The organism is Pseudomonas sp. LS_2 (assembly GCF_042709235.1).
Taxonomy (GTDB): domain Bacteria; phylum Pseudomonadota; class Gammaproteobacteria; order Pseudomonadales; family Pseudomonadaceae; genus Aquipseudomonas.
This window is the reverse complement of record NZ_JAVAYC010000026.1, coordinates 22297-37051: the sequence shown is the minus strand read 5'-3', so window position 1 is coordinate 37051 and position 14755 is coordinate 22297. Positions and strand designations below refer to the sequence as shown.

At 65.5% G+C, this 14755-nt stretch carries 14 protein-coding genes; 3 read left to right on the top strand and 11 right to left on the bottom strand.

The window, feature by feature from the left end:
• Positions 1-52: 52 nt before the first annotated feature.
• From gnd to RAC97_RS19920, 3 genes are read left to right on the top strand one after another with little or no spacing between them, the layout of a single operon-like run.
• Positions 53-1036, top strand: a complete 984-nt coding sequence (gene gnd / locus RAC97_RS19930; RefSeq protein WP_375097579.1) for a phosphogluconate dehydrogenase (NAD(+)-dependent, decarboxylating) — start codon at positions 53-55, stop codon at positions 1034-1036.
• Complete coding sequence (zwf, locus tag RAC97_RS19925) at positions 1033-2538, top strand: glucose-6-phosphate dehydrogenase (RefSeq protein ID WP_375097580.1); 1506 nt, start codon at positions 1033-1035, stop codon at positions 2536-2538. The genes gnd and zwf overlap by 4 nt, the downstream gene beginning before the upstream one ends.
• Before the next feature lie 38 nt (positions 2539-2576).
• Positions 2577-4376 (top strand): glycoside hydrolase family 15 protein, encoded by a 1800-nt coding sequence (locus tag RAC97_RS19920; protein ID WP_375097581.1) that lies wholly within the window; start codon positions 2577-2579, stop codon positions 4374-4376.
• Between the two features lie 12 nt (positions 4377-4388).
• On the opposite strand, the gene sodC is transcribed toward RAC97_RS19920, so the two are convergent.
• The 11 genes from sodC to RAC97_RS19865 form a co-directional block, all read right to left on the bottom strand.
• Positions 4389-4907: a superoxide dismutase [Cu-Zn] SodC gene (gene sodC / locus RAC97_RS19915; RefSeq protein WP_375097582.1), complete on the bottom strand. Its 519-nt coding sequence runs from the start codon at positions 4905-4907 to the stop codon at positions 4389-4391.
• 531 nt (positions 4908-5438) lie between these two features.
• The gene (gene glpT, locus RAC97_RS19910; RefSeq protein WP_375097583.1) at positions 5439-6791 is read right to left on the bottom strand and encodes a glycerol-3-phosphate transporter; all 1353 of its coding nucleotides are present in this window, start codon (positions 6789-6791) and stop codon (positions 5439-5441) included.
• A 146-nt stretch (positions 6792-6937) separates the two neighbouring features.
• Complete coding sequence (locus RAC97_RS19905) at positions 6938-8230, bottom strand: PQQ-dependent sugar dehydrogenase (protein WP_375097584.1); 1293 nt, start codon at positions 8228-8230, stop codon at positions 6938-6940.
• Positions 8227-8655 carry a DUF2231 domain-containing protein gene (locus tag RAC97_RS19900; protein WP_375097585.1) on the bottom strand — a complete coding sequence of 143 codons (429 nt, stop codon included), beginning with the start codon at positions 8653-8655 and terminating at the stop codon, positions 8227-8229. The genes RAC97_RS19905 and RAC97_RS19900 overlap by 4 nt, the downstream gene beginning before the upstream one ends.
• A gap of 93 nt (positions 8656-8748) precedes the next feature.
• Positions 8749-9711 (bottom strand): MBL fold metallo-hydrolase, encoded by a 963-nt coding sequence (locus tag RAC97_RS19895; protein WP_375097586.1) that lies wholly within the window; start codon positions 9709-9711, stop codon positions 8749-8751.
• Between the two features lie 19 nt (positions 9712-9730).
• Positions 9731-10240, bottom strand: coding sequence for a DUF2878 domain-containing protein (locus tag RAC97_RS19890; RefSeq protein WP_375097587.1), 510 nt, complete (start codon positions 10238-10240; stop codon positions 9731-9733).
• Positions 10237-11490 (bottom strand): class I SAM-dependent methyltransferase, encoded by a 1254-nt coding sequence (locus RAC97_RS19885; protein WP_375097588.1) that lies wholly within the window; start codon positions 11488-11490, stop codon positions 10237-10239. The genes RAC97_RS19890 and RAC97_RS19885 overlap by 4 nt, the downstream gene beginning before the upstream one ends.
• Entirely contained in the window at positions 11462-12277 is an 816-nt protein-coding gene (locus RAC97_RS19880; RefSeq protein WP_375097589.1) for a DUF1365 domain-containing protein, read from the bottom strand. The genes RAC97_RS19885 and RAC97_RS19880 overlap by 29 nt, the downstream gene beginning before the upstream one ends.
• Positions 12274-13521: an NAD(P)/FAD-dependent oxidoreductase gene (locus RAC97_RS19875; protein ID WP_375097590.1), complete on the bottom strand. Its 1248-nt coding sequence runs from the start codon at positions 13519-13521 to the stop codon at positions 12274-12276. The genes RAC97_RS19880 and RAC97_RS19875 overlap by 4 nt, the downstream gene beginning before the upstream one ends.
• 7 nt (positions 13522-13528) lie before the next feature.
• Entirely contained in the window at positions 13529-14281 is a 753-nt protein-coding gene (locus RAC97_RS19870; RefSeq protein WP_375097591.1) for an SDR family NAD(P)-dependent oxidoreductase, read from the bottom strand.
• Positions 14278-14700 carry a nuclear transport factor 2 family protein gene (locus RAC97_RS19865; protein ID WP_375097592.1) on the bottom strand — a complete coding sequence of 141 codons (423 nt, stop codon included), beginning with the start codon at positions 14698-14700 and terminating at the stop codon, positions 14278-14280. The genes RAC97_RS19870 and RAC97_RS19865 overlap by 4 nt, the downstream gene beginning before the upstream one ends.
• Positions 14701-14755: the final 55 nt, after the last annotated feature.

Below are 14755 nucleotides of genomic sequence, written 5' to 3'. Positions count from 1 at the left end.
ATCTGAAAACCGCAATCGCGTAGTCATTCATTTCTAAGGGGAGCGTCCGCACATGCAATTGGGAATCGTCGGGCTGGGCCGCATGGGCGGCAATATTGCAAGGCGGCTGATGCGCGCGGGCCACCGCACCGTGGTTCACGATCGCAATCGCGAGGCAGTCACCGGCCTGGAGGGCGAGGGTGCCCAGGGGGCCCATGACTTGGGCGCGCTGGTGCAGAAACTGAAGGCGCCGCGTGCGGTGTGGGTGATGCTGCCGGCAGGCGAGCCCACCGAGCAGACCATCGCGCAGTTGGCCGACCTGCTGGAGCCGGGCGATGCGATCATCGACGGTGGCAACACCTTCTACAAGGACGACATGCGCCGCGCCAGCGAGCTGGCCACGCGTGGCCTGCACTACCTGGACGTGGGCACCTCTGGCGGGGTGTGGGGGCTGGAGCGCGGCTACTGCATGATGATCGGTGGCGAGAAAGACGTCTTCGAGCGTCTCGAGCCGCTGTTCAAGGCCCTGGCCCCCGGGGTCGGCGACATCCCCCGCACCCAGGGCCGCGAAGGCGAGCACCAGCGCGCCGAGCACGGCTACATCCACGCCGGCCCCCCCGGCGCCGGGCACTACGTGAAGATGGTGCACAACGGCATCGAATACGGCCTGATGCAGGCTTACGCCGAAGGCTTCGACCTGCTGCGCAGCAAAGGTGGCGATGAGTTGCCCGAAGACCAGCGCTTCGACCTGAACGTGGCCGAGATCGCCGAGGTGTGGCGCCGTGGCAGCGTGGTCACCTCCTGGCTGCTCGACCTCACCGCCGATGCCTTGGTGGCCGACCCGCAGTTGGCGCAGTTCAGCGGCTCGGTGTCCGACAGCGGGGAGGGGCGTTGGACCATCGATGCCGCCGTCGAGCAGGCGGTGCCGGTGCCGGTGCTGTCCAGCGCATTGTTCGCCCGCTTCCGTTCGCGCCAACAGCAAGGCACCTACGGTGACAAGATCCTCTCCGCCATGCGCCTGGGCTTTGGTGGCCACGTCGAGAAGAAGGGCCAATGACTAAACAGACCACTCCCGCCGCTCCTCCCTGCACCCTGTTCCTGTTCGGCGCCAACGGCGACCTGGTCAAGCGCCTGCTGATGCCGGCGCTGTACAACCTCAGCCGCGACGGCCTGCTGGACCGCAACCTGAAAATCGTCGGTGTCGACCACAACACGCGCAGCGGCGAGCAGTTCGCCGAGCAGCTGCACGCCTTCATGGCCGAGCGCGACCAAGGCAAGGAGGGCGCCACCAAATGCCTGGACGAAGGCCTGTGGACGCGCCTGGCCAAGCGTATCGACTACCTGACCGGCGACTTCCTCGACCCGGCCACCTATGAGGCCATCGGCAAGCGCATCGACAAGACCCGCCACGGCAACGCCATCTTCTACTTGGCCACCTCGCCGCGTTTCTTCCCCGAGGTGGCGCAGCGTCTGGGCGAGGCTGGGTTGCTCGATGAAAGCGCCGGTGGTTTTCGCCGGGTGGTGGTGGAGAAGCCCTTCGGTACCGACCTTGCCAGCGCCGAGGCGCTCAACGCCTGCCTGCTCAAGGTGATGAGCGAGCGGCAGATCTACCGCATCGACCATTACCTGGGCAAGGAGACGGTGCAGAACATCCTGGTCAGCCGCTTCTCCAATGGCCTGTTCGAGTCGTTCTGGAACAACCACTACATCGACCACGTGCAGATCACTGCCGCCGAAACCGTTGGCGTGGAAACCCGCGGCGCGTTCTACGACAGCACCGGGGCCTTGCGCGACATGGTGCCCAACCACCTGTTCCAATTGCTGGCGATGGTCGCCATGGAGCCCCCGGCGGCCTTCGGCGCCGATGCCGTGCGCAGCGAGAAGGCCAAGGTGGTCGGTGCGATCCGCCCGTGGTCGGCGAAGATGGCCTTGAAAAACTCGGTGCGCGGCCAGTATGTGGCCGGCAAGCAAGGCCGCAAGCGCGTGCCGGGCTACCGCGAGGAAGACAAGGTCGGCAAAAACAGCCAGACCGAAACCTACGTGGCGCTGAAGGTCATGATCGACAACTGGCGCTGGGCCGGGGTGCCGTTCTACCTGCGCACCGGCAAGCGCATGAGCGTGCGCGACACCGAGATCGCCATCTGCTTCAAGCCCGCGCCCTACGCGCAATTTCGCGAGAGCGAGCTGGAGCGGCCCAAGCCCAACTATTTGAAGATCCAGATCCAGCCCAACGAAGGCATGTGGTTCGACCTTCAGGCCAAGCGCCCCGGCCCGGAGCTGGTGATGGAGAATGTCGAGATGGGTTTTGCCTACAAGGACTTCTTCAAGATGACCCCGGCGACCGGCTACGAAACGCTGATCTACGACTGCCTGACCGGCGACCAGACCCTGTTCCAGCGCGCCGACAACATCGAGAACGGCTGGCGTGCGGTGCAGCCATTCCTCGATGCCTGGGCGGCGGGGGGCGAGGTGCATGAATACCCGGCGGGTGAGGATGGGCCTGAGGCCGGCAACGAGCTGCTCAGCCGTGACAAGCGCGAGTGGCACGACCTGGGGTAAGTCCTTCAGGCCAGCCACGCCAATACCAAGGAGCCCTGATGCCAGCCCATATCGAAGACTACGCTCTGCTCGGCAACTGTCGCAGCGCCGCCCTGGTCAGCCGTGACGGCTCGCTGGACTGGCTGTGCCTGCCACGCTTCGACGCCCCGGCGGTGTTCGCCGCCTTGCTGGGCAGCGAGGAAAACGGCCGCTGGCGCCTGGCGCCCAGCGACTCGGTCCTGCGCAGCGAGCGCCGTTACATCGACGACACCCTGGTGCTGGAAACCACCTGGACCACCGACCAGGGCCAGGCCCGTGTGCTCGACTGCATGCCCTTGGGCGAGCGAAACGCGGTATTGCGCATCGTCGAGGGCCTGGTTGGGGACACCGCCTTCGAGATGGACCTGGTGTTGCGTTTCGATTATGGCCGCAGCGTGCCCTGGGTGGAAAAGCTCGACCCGCTGACCCTGAGTGCGGTGGCCGGCCCTGATCGCCTGCTGCTGCGCAGTACCGTCGGTCTGCACGCTCGTGATCACCACAGTGTCTGTCGCTTTCGTGTAGGTGCCGGTGAACGTCATGTATTCGCCCTGAGCCACCAGCCGTCGCACCTGCCCGACCAGCCCGGTTTCGACGCCGAGCAGGCGTTGGCGCAGACCATCGAGCAATGGCAGGCCTTCGTCGGCAACTGCCCGGAGGTCGGCCCCTATACCCAAGCGGTGCGTCGCTCCCTGCTGACGCTCAAGGCACTGACCTATGCGCCTACCGGGGGCATCGCCGCGGCTGCCACCACGTCGCTGCCCGAGCGCCTGGGCGGCGAGCGTAACTGGGACTACCGCTACTGCTGGCTGCGTGACGCCACCATGACCTTGCTGGCCTTCATGAACCTGGGGTATTTCGACGAGGCCCAGGCCTGGCGCGAATGGCTGATGCGCTCGGTGGCGGGCAACCCCGAGCAGATGCAGATCATGTATGGACTGGCCGGGGAGCGCGACCTGCAGGAGTACACCTTGCCCTGGTTGGCAGGCTATGAGGGCTCCCAGCCGGTGCGGGTCGGCAATGCCGCAGCCGGCCAGCGGCAGCTGGATATCTACGGCGAGGTGGCCGATGCCATGAGCCAGGCGATCAAGGGCGGCTTGGCGCGACACCCGCGTAGCTCGGCTATTGCCCGGTTGATCATGCCTTACGTCGAGGGCATCTGGCGGGAGCCGGACGAAGGAATCTGGGAGGTGCGTGGCGGGAGCCAGCATTTCGTGCATTCCAAGGTCATGGCCTGGGTGGCCTTCGACCGCGCCGCGAGCCTGGCCGACGACACCGAGGAAGATCGCGAGCGGGCTCGGCATTACCGCCAGGTTGCCGACGAGATTCACTGCGAGGTCTGCGAGCAGGGGCTGGATGCCGACGGCCAGTTCTTTGTCCAGGCCTATGGCGGCAAGGAAGTGGACGCCAGCCTGCTGCACATCGCCTTGACCGGGTTCCTGCCGGCGGACGACCCGCGCTTCTTGCGCACGCTCGAGCAGATCGAGAACCGGCTGCTGCGCAAGGGCTTGCTGCTGCGCTACGACACCGACCGCTGTGGTGACGGCTTGTCAGCGGGGGAAGGAACATTCCTGGTATGTTCGTTCTGGCTGGCGGATGTGTATGTGCTGCTCGGACGCCAGCAGCAGGCCGAGACGCTGTACGCGCGTTTGCTTGGGCTGTGCAATGACGTCGGGCTACTGGCCGAGCAGTACGACCCGGACAATCAGCGCATGCTTGGCAACTTTCCCCAAGCGTTCAGCCACATCGGCATCATCAACACGGCCCTGAACCTGCACCGGGCGCAGTGCCCGGCGCGGGACAGGGTCGAGGGCTGCTTCTAGAGCGGGGAAACCTCAGATCACGCCGCAGGCCATGCGGTCACCGCCACCGCCCAGGGGCATCGGCATGTCCGAATGGTTATCGCCACCGGCATGCACCATCAGCGCGTGGCCCTTGATCTCGGACACTTTCTTCAAGCGCGGTGCCAGCACCGGGTAGCTGGCCGTGCCGTCGGCAGCCACGTACAGTGCCGGCAGGTCGCCGAGGTGGCCGTTGCCATAAGGGCCCAGGTGCTTGCCGGTCTTGCCCGGGTCGAAGTGCCCGCCCGCGGCCAGTGCCGCGACGTTCTTGCCATCTTTCGCGGCCGGTGCACAGCTGCCGTTTTCGTGCACGTGGAAGCCGTGGATGCCAGCGGGCAGGTTGCTCAGCTTGGGGGTGAAGACCAGGCCGTACTCGGTTTCGTTGATGTTGACCTGACCGATCGGCGTTGCCTTGCCTTCGGCGTCGACCAGGTTGACAGGCACATCGAGCGAAGCGGCATGGGCGCCCACGGACAGCGTGCCAGCCAGTGCAAGCCAGAGATGATGTTTCATGGTTACCTCTTTCAGGGGTCGGGAATGGGTTGCCGAAGTGAAAACAGGTAGCGATTGGCCCGGCGGCCATCGGTCATATCGACTTCATGCAGCTGAAGTTGTTAGACCGGTGTCAATAGCGCGTGTTCAACTATTTAGTGTAGTGATGTAACAGTTAATGACAACGTTGCGCGAGTAACAAACCCAACGCAATACGCACTATTGCCTTTCGTTGATAGTCGAAATCACGGTTTTTAATTGAAGTATTTTCGGGGCGCAGGGCTAGAATCGTCCCCGATGAAGAATTCGCGTGGCCAGGGCCCTCATCGTTGAGCGATTTCCTGGCTTGGCTCCGCTTCATCACCCTTTGGTTTTTTAGCCGCCTGCTCTCAGGCGGCTTTTTTTTGGCGTGCAGAAAAACAGTGGGTGGCGAGTGGCTATTTTCATAATTAACCGTGGGTACCCGGTGAACTTGCGCCTGCTGAAAACAACAATGCCGGTGAATAAAGCACCGGCATTGTTGTATGTGCAGAGGCAGGCAAGCGGGTCAGGTCAAGCGACGGCCTCGCGCGTCTTGCTGGCCACCTGGGTATGGCGCAGGGTCGGCAACAGGAAGGCAATCGCCAGCAGGCAGGCGCCGATCAGCAACACGAAGCCACCGTCCCAGCCAAAGTGGTCGACGGTGTAGCCCATGGCCGCGCTGGCTGCGACCGAGCCGCCCAGGTAGCCGAACAGGCCAGTGAACCCGGCGGCAGTACCGGCAGCCTTCTTCGGCGCCAACTCCAACGCTTGCAGGCCGATCAGCATGACCGGGCCGTAGATCAGGAAACCGATGGAGAACAGCGCGATCATGTCGACGGTCGGGTTGCCCGGTGGGTTGAGCCAGTACACCAGGGTGGCGACGGTGACCAGGGCCATGAACACCACGCCGGTCAGGCCGCGGTTGCCACGGAAGATCTTGTCCGACATCCAGCCGCACAGCAGGGTGCCGGGGATGCCCGCCCACTCGTAGAAGAAATAGGCCCAGGAGGTGGTGTCGACGGTGAAGTGCTTGGCCTCCTTCAGGTAGGTCGGTGCCCAGTCGAGCACGCCGTAGCGCAGCAGGTAGACGAAAACGTTTGCCAGGGCGATATACCACAGCATTTTGTTGCGCAGTACGTACTGCACGAAGATCTGCTTGGCCGAGAACTCCTTCTCGTGGCTTTCGTCATAGCCTTCCGGGTAATCGTTCTTGTACTGCTCGATCGGCGGCAAGCCCACCGACTGCGGGGTATCGCGCATGGTGGCGAAGGCGAACACCGCCACTGCCACGGCCACGGCGGCGGGCACGTAGAAGGCGGCGTGCCAGTCGTTTGTCCAGCCCAGGCCCAGCAGGAACAGCGGGCCGATCAGCCCGCCGCCGACGTTGTGGGCCACGTTCCACACCGACACCACGCCGCCGCGCTCTTTCTGCGACCACCAGTGCACCATGGTCCGCCCGCTCGGCGGCCAGCCCATGCCCTGGGCCCAGCCGTTGATGAACAGCAGGGTGAACATGATCGCCACGCTGGAGGTGGCCCAATGTGCGAAACCGAACACGAACATCACCGCCGCCGACACCAGCAGGCCGAAGGGCAGGAAGTAGCGCGGGTTGGAGCGGTCCGAGACCAGGCCCATGAGGAACTTCGACAGGCCGTAGGCAATGGCGATGGCGGACATGGCAACGCCCAGTTGCCCGCGGGTATAGCCTTCTTCCTCGATCAGGTAGGGCATGGCCAGGGAGAAGTTCTTGCGCAGCAGGTAGTAACCGGCGTAGCCGATGAAGATACCGGCGAAGATTTGCCAGCGCAGGCGGCGGTAGGTGCTGTCTACGCGCTCCTTGGGCAGGGGCGCGCGGTGTGCGGCAGGGCGGAAGAAGGCAAGCATGGGTGAAGCTCCGACGTTGTTGTAGGTATGCGAAAGCGAATATTACATTTTCATTACAGAAAAAATATCGCTTTTTGTCGGAGACGGTGTTGTTTATCGAACCTGGGGCCAGTGCGACCCTTTCAAGCCGGCACTGGCCCTTGCGTTCAGCGCGTGGGCGTGACCCGCCAGAGGGTATTGGCCAGGTCATCGGCGATCAGCAGCGCACCTTTCGGGTCGACCGTGACCCCCACCGGGCGCCCCCGGGTCTTGCCATCTTCGCCGCGGAAGCCGGTGGCGAAGTCGATCGGCTCGCCCGCTGGGCGACCGTCGCGGAACGGTACGAAGATCACCTTGTAGCCCACCGGGTTGGGGCGGTTCCAACTGCCGTGCTCGCCCACGAACACGCCATCGGCGAAGCGCTCGCCCATCGACGCTTCGGAGAAGTCCACGCCCAGGGCCGCCACGTGCGAGCCCAGGCTGTAGTCGGGCTTGATGGCGCTGGCGACCTTCTCCGGGTTCTGCGGCTGGGCGCGGGTGTCGACGTTCTGCCCCCAGTAGCTCCAGGGCCAGCCGTAGAAGCCACCTTCGCGCACCGAGGTGAGGTAGTCCGGTACCAGGTCCGGCCCCAGCTCGTCGCGCTCGTTCACCACCGTCCACAACTGCCCGCTGCCTGGCTGGATGGTCAGCGCCGTGGGGTTGCGGATGCCGGTGGCGTAGGGCTTGTGGGCGCCGGTGCGGGCGTCGATTTGCCAGATCATCGCGCGATCGATCTCCACCTCCATGCCGCGTTCGGTGACGTTGCTGTTGGAGCCGATGCCCACGTACAGGTAGCGGCCGTCGGCACTGATGGTCAACGCCTTGGTCCAGTGGTGGTTGATCGCCGAGGGCAGGGCGGCGAGGGTGGTCGGGGCGCTGGTGGCCTTGGTCTGGCCATCCTGATAGTCGAACACCACCAGTGCGTCCTGGTTGGCCACGTACAGCTTGCCGGCGTTGTAGGCCAGGCCGTAGGGCGCATTGAGGTTCTCGGCGAACACCGTATTGAGCTCGTAGGTGCCGTCGCCGTCGGCATCGCGCAGCAAGGTCAGGCGGTTGCCGCCCTTGACCTGGGTGTTGCCCTTGGCCTTGATCTGGCTGGCGATCACATCCTTGGGCTTGAGCTTGGCGGCATTGCCGCCGCGACCTTCGGCCACCAGGATGTCACCGTTGGGCAACACCAGCGTCTGGCGCGGAATGCGCAGGTCGGTGGCGATGGCAGTGATGCTGTAGCCCTCCGGCACACTGGGCTTGCCCTGGCCCCATTCGGCGGGCTCGGCGATCTTCATGCTCGGCAGCAGGCTGCGCTCGGGCGTCGGCAGCTTCGGGTCAGGACCGCGTGCCTGGGTGGCGTCGCCTTCGCCGCCACAGGCGCCGAGCAGCAGGGTCAGGCCCAGCAGGGGCAGGGTACGGAGGGTCTTCATGCCGTCACCTCCGAGCGCAGGTTGGTCAGGCCGACCCAGGTGGCCACGCAGGCCAGCACCGTGACGATCACCGATAGCACAAGGCCGGTTGGCATCATTGCCCAGGCGTCCTTGGCATGCTCGAAGGCGTTGAGCAGGCCCAGCAGCCACGTCACCAGCAACAGCAGGAAGTACAGGGTCGGGCGTCCGGCCCGATGGCGCGCCCGGACCAGGTTGGCCAACCCGAACAGCAGTGCCAGGCCGCAGAACAGCAAGCCGCCGGCGATCAACCAGGCAGCGAAGTTGGCCCATTGGATCTGGTAGCTCTGGTGATAGGCGATATCGCTCAGCAGCGCCCCCAGGAACAGCGGCACGCTGCCGGCCAGCAGGGTGGCGTGCAGTGGGCCGGGTGTGCAGCGGTAAGTGGGGTGGATGACGGTACTCATGTCGGCTTCCTTTCGTTCGGCAATGAGAGACCAGCCTGCAAGCTGGCCACGCTTAAAAAGGGATCATCGTCGGCTCGTAATAGTTCAGCCCGATCAACCCTGAATTGCTATCAAGCGGCCATCACGTCCTAAGCGATAGCGTTTGAGGTCTTCGGCCAGTACCAGGCCGCCGCGGTAGAACGCCTGGGCTTCCTGGCGCACATCGTCGATCGAGGGGGTGAGCCGTGGGTCGGCCTGGTAGCGCGCGCTGAAATGGGTCAGCACCAGGTTCGCCACGCCTGCCCGCTCGGCGAAGCGCGCGACCGCGGCGGCGGTGCTGTGGCCGTAGCCGTTGCCGCTGCGTGCCAGTACCGGCTCGGTGAAGGTCGCCTCGTGCACCAGCACGTTCGCGCCCCGTGCGGCATCGGCCAGCAGCCCGGGGTCGTCGTTGTCGCCACACACCACGATGCGGCGTGACGGGCGCGAGGCTCGCAGGTAGTCGCTGGGCTCCAGCAGGCGCCCGTCGTGACGCACGGCGCGGCCGTGGGCCAACTCGCCCCACAGCGGCCCCCGAGGAATGCCGTCGGCCTCGAGGCGCAGGGTATCCAGGCGTGGATCGGGGTTGCATTCGCTGAACACGAAAGCGTGGCTGGGCACCCGGTGCGACAGGGCCACGGTGTCGACCCTGAGCGTTTTGTCCTGCCAGCCTTGCAGGGTTTCCACCGCGTGCAGACGCAGCTCGAACGGCAGGTGGCTGTGGCTGACCGCCAGGCTCAGGCGCAGCCACTCGTGCAGGGCAGCAGGCAGAATCAGCTCCAGCGGCGCGCTACGCCCAGACATCCCGGCGCTGGCCAGCAGGCCCGGCAGGCCGAAGCAGTGGTCGCCATGTACATGGGTGATGAAAATGGCGCGCAGGTCGCGCACCGACAGCGGCGTGCGCAGCAATTGGTGCTGGGTGCCCTCGCCGCAATCGACCAGGTACCAGCCACTGCCGTTTGCTTCGATCACCGCAGTGGCGCTGACGTTGCGGGCCTTGGTAGGGGTGCCGGCGCTGGTGCCCAGGAACAGCAGGTCCATGAAGAGAATTCCTTGCGGGTCAGGTGGGGGAATGCACGGTGTGCCGTGGTGTCGCCAGGCGCAGGCAAAGCGGTAGCCAGAGTGCCCAAAGCGGCGCCAGCAGCAACGCGGTGGCCAGGTTGCCCAAGGGCAGGCCGACACCGGCCAATGGCGCACCGGCCAGATAAGCCGCTGGCCCGCCGAACAGCCCGAGCAAGGCGCCGCGCCAGGCCGGCTGACGTACCCAGGCTAGGCTATGGCGCATGCCGCTGGCCAGCACCAGCCACAACAACGCAAGCCACATCGGCAATGGGGTCTGGTCGAAGTCGAACACGCCGAGCGCGCCAAGGCAGGCGTCCAGCAGGCTGCCCGCCACACCTACGCGCAGCAGCACGCCCAGTTCCGCACGTCGTCCGCCAACAAGCGCCAGGTGCAGCACCAGCCCGGCCAGCACCACCAGCAGCAACCACGGTTGGCGCGCACCGAATACGCACGCCCACCAGCCGAGCTGTAGCCAGAGCGCATTGCCCAGCAACCAGGCCCGGCTCATCGTAGCGGTGCACGGCCTGCTGCAGGCGCGGCCCAGAGCAATTGCGCGACACCGATGGCACGCTCCTCGAAGCCGCCCTGGCAGTAGCACAGGTAGAACTCCCAGAGCCGCTGGAAGGCCTCGTCGTAACCCAGCTCCAGCAGGGCCGTGCGCTCCTGGCGCAGGTTGTCGCGCCAGTGAGCGAGGGTGCGCGCGTAGTCCTGGCCAAAGTCTTCCATGTGCACCAGGTTAAGCTCGGTCTGGCGGCTGGCGGTGTCCAGCAGCACGCTCAGCGATGGCAGTGCGCCGCCGGGGAAGATATAGCGCTGGATGAAGTCCACCGAGCGGCGCGCCTGGGCGTAGCGCTGGTCGCGGATGGTGATGGCTTGCAGCAGCATCAAGCCATCATCCTTGAGCAGTGCGGCGCATTGGCGGAAGTAGGTGGGCAGGTAGCGATGGCCGACCGCCTCGATCATCTCGATCGACACCAGTTTGTCGAAGCGTCCGCGCAGGTCGCGGTAGTCCTGGCGCAGCACCGTGACCTGGGCGCCCAGGCCCAGGGCCTGGACCCGTGCCTGGGTGTGGCTGTACTGCGCCTCGGACAAGGTAGTGGTGGTGACCCGACAGCCGAAATGGGTGGCCGCGTAGATTGCCAGGCTGCCCCAGCCGGTGCCGATCTCCAGTAGGTGGTCGTCCGGTTGCAGTTCGAGCTTGCGACAGATCAGTTCCAGCTTGTTCAGTTGGGCCTGCTCCAGCGTCTGCTCGGGGCTTTCGAAGCGCGCCGCCGAGTACATCAGGGTGGGGTCGAGCAGGCGTTCGAACAATGCGTTGCCCAGGTCGTAGTGGGCCAGGATATTGCGCCGCGCGCCGCGCCGACTGTTGCGGTTGAGCTGGTGCAGCAGGTGCAGGGCCGGGCGCCCGAGGCGTGCCAGGCCGCCTTCGAGGGCATCGAGCACCTCGAGGTTCGCGACGAACAGGCGGGTGACGGCGGCCAGGTCCGGGCTGCGCCAATAGCCCTGGATATAGGCCTCGCCGGAGCCGATCGAACCGTTGCTGGCGACCAGGCTCCAGGCGGCTTCGTCGAGTATCTCGACTTCGGCCTGCAAGGCACTGGTGCTGTCGCCGAAGCTCCACTGCTGGCCTTGCCAGCACAGCCGCAGGTGGCCATGGCGCAGGCCCCGCAGTTGCGCCATTACCGCACTGCGCGCCAGGCTGCCCAGCAGCGGCCTCAAGGCGCTGGCTTTACTGACGCCCAGGGTGATGTTCGGCATGCTCGGACTCCTCGATTAGGTGACGGCCCAGGCGCGGCTCGCCTTGGCTTGGATAGTGGTCGTGCAGTGGGGTGCGCTTGAGCAGCAGGCGCAGGGCTTGCCAATAGATGGCGCTGACGGTGCGCAGGCTCATCCACGGGAACGCCAGCAGGTGCTGACGCAGAGTCTTTGCCGTCAAGGCCTGGCAGCGCAGGGCGAGGTCGGCTTCAAACACTTTCTGGCCGTCGCGGTGGTTCTCCATGTGGATGCGCAGGTGCTCGGCCTGTATGGAAAAACGCATGCGGTAGTGCATGTCGGCGGGCAGGAACGGCGAGACATGGAAAGCCTTGGCCACGACGAACTCACCCGGTGTGTTCGGTTGTACCGGCAGCACGTAATGGAAGCGCTCGCGCCAGGGGGTATTGCGCACTTCCAGCAGGATCGCTGCCAGTCGGCCGTCGTCGTCATGGCAGAAGTAGAAACTCACCGGGTTGAACGACAGCCCCCAACTGCGCGGCTGGGTCAGTAGATACACCGCGCCTTGCGGAACGTCGTCCAGCACTTTACCGAGCACGGTGCGTACCGCTTCCTTGAGACCCTGGCCGTGGCGGGTCCAGGCGGGAAGGTAGTCGCTGGGGCGCCAGCACAGGGGCGCGAAGCGCGAGGCCTTGAACAGGGGCGACAGGCTTGCAAGCTGGGCTTGCTCGTCCAGGTCCAGGTACATCATGCCGATGGGGTAGCGGAAGGCATGGGGGCGTGGAGCCCAGCGCCTGTGGCTGACCCAGCCCTGGCACAGGCGGCTGTTCATGGCCGTTCCCCGAACAGTTCTGCTACACGCAACGCGCTGACCACGCCGTCTTCATGGAAACCATTGGCCCAGTAGGCGCCGCAGAAGTAGCTGTGCTGCTGGCCCTGCAGTTCGCCCTGGCGTGCCTGGGCGGCGACCGCGGCCAGGCTGTATTGCGGATGGGCGTAGCTAAAGCGCGCCAGTATCTTCTCAGGGTCGACCTGTTCGTTCTGGTTCAGGCTCACGCAGAAGGTGACCGGGGCATCGAGCCCCTGCAGGATGTTCATGTCGTAGGTCAGCGCCGCAGGCGCCTGCTGCGGCCCGCCCAAGCGGTAGTTCCAGCTGGCCCAGGCCTTGCGCCGCCGCGGCAGCAGGCGGGTGTCGGTGTGCAGCAGCACATCGTTGCTGGCATAGCCGATGGCGCCGAGCACCTGGCGCTCGGCCTCGCTCGGCGTTTGCAGCAACGCCAGGGCCTGGTCGCTGTGGCAGGCGAACACCACGCGGTCGAAGCGTTCGTGACCAGCGGGGCTGGTGATCATCACGCCTGCCTCGTCGCGGGCCACGCGCGTTACCGGGCAATTGAGGCGAATGCTGTCTGCGAACGGTTTGCACAGCGGCGCCAGGTAGCTGCGCGAGCCGCCTTCGATCACACGCCACTGTGGGCGATTGCTCACCGACAGCAGGCCGTGATTGGCAAAGAAACGCACGAAGAAGGGCAGGGGAAAACGCAGCATGTCGGCACGCGACATCGACCAGATTGCCGCGCCCATGGGCACGATGTAGTGGTCGATGAAGCGCTGGCCATAGCCCCGTGCGTGAAGGTAGTCGCCCAGGGTCATGTGGCTGTCGATGTGGTGTCGTTCGAGGTCGGCCGGGGCCTGGCGGTTGAAGCGCAGGATATCGCGCAGCATGCCCCAGAAGCCGGGCGACAGCAGGTTGCTGCGCTGGGCGAACAGGCTGTCGAGGTCATGGCCGTTGTATTCCAGTCCCCTGGCCGGGTCGTGCACCGAAAAGCTCATCTGGGTGGGGCGCGAAGCAACCCCTAGCTGGTCGAGCAAGCGGATGAAATGCGGGTAGGTCCAGTCGTTGAACACGATGAAACCGGTGTCCACGGCGTAGCGCTGGCCTTGCCAGTCCACGTCCACGGTGTGGGTGTGGCCGCCGACCCGGTCGTCGGCTTCGAACACCGTGACTGCATGGCTACGCGACAACAGCCACGCACAGGTGAGGCCGGAAATACCGCTGCCGATAATGGCGATACGCATGCTTTTTTCAATCCTGGGCAGGGCGCGCCAGCCGTCGGCCCAGCGCCAGGCGCCAGCGCGCGGGCAGGGCGCCGAGCAGGCGCAGGGTGAGGGTGAACAGGGCCGGAAAGCGGATTTCCAGCGGGCGTTTCGGCAAGCGGCTGGCGATGTGGCGGGCGGCGCGTTCGGCGCTCCACATCGCGGGCATAGGGAAGTCGTTGCGCTGGGTCAGGGGCGTGTCGACGAAACCCGGGCTGACCAAGGTGGCGTCGATGCCCTCGGCATGCAGGTCGATACGCAGCGACTCGACCAGGTAGCGCACCGCAGCCTTGGAGGCGCCGTAGGCACCTGCCCGCGGCAGAGCCAGCCAGGTTACGGCACTGGCGACCACCACCAGGTGCGGCTGGTTGCCTCGGCGCAGCAACGGTAGCGCGGCTTCCAGGCAGTGGCTGACGCCCAGCACGTTGGTGCGCAACATGCGCTCCACCGTTGCCGCGTCGAACCTGCCAGGCTCCAGGTACTCGCAGTTGCCAGCGTTGAGAATCACTTGGTCGAGCGCGCCCCAGGCCTGCTCGACGGTGGCGAGCATGGCCCTGACCTGGGCTGGGTCGTCGACGTCGCCGACGGTGATCAGGGCCAGGCCGGGGTAGCGGCTGGCCAGCGCCTGCAGGGGGACGGCCCGGCGCCCGCCCAGTGCCACCTGGTGGCCCTGTTCCAGCAAAAGCTCGGCCAGGGCGGCACCGATGCCGCTGCTGGCGCCGGTCAGCCAGCAGCGGCTCATGCCAGGCGACCCTTCAGCCAGCCGACGATGCCGCCAAGCACGGGGATGTGTTCGTAGAGCAGGGCGCCTGCATCGAAGTAGTCCTGGTGCCGGTACACATGGGTTTCCCAGCGCAGGTGGCTGCAGCCGTCGAGGCTGATCAGGCGCCCGCCGTTCAGCCGTGGGTGGCGAAAGTACAGGGTCCAGCGCAGGTAGCCTTCACCGGGGGAGGTTTCGTCGGTGGCGTGGATGTCGTAGCGAATGTCATGCACATTGGCGTACAACTGCTCGAAGTAGCCCCGCAAGGCTGGCAGGCCGTCCACCTGGTGCAGGGGGTCGCGAAACTGCACATCGGCGCTGTACAACTCTGCCAGGCGGTCCAGGCAATGGGCGTCCAGCGTTGCGAAACCGTTGGCGAAGCGGGTGAGAAACGCAGACATGAGCGGCTCCAGGCAATCTTGTACAAGAGTTATTTTCTGTACAGGTATGCTTGAA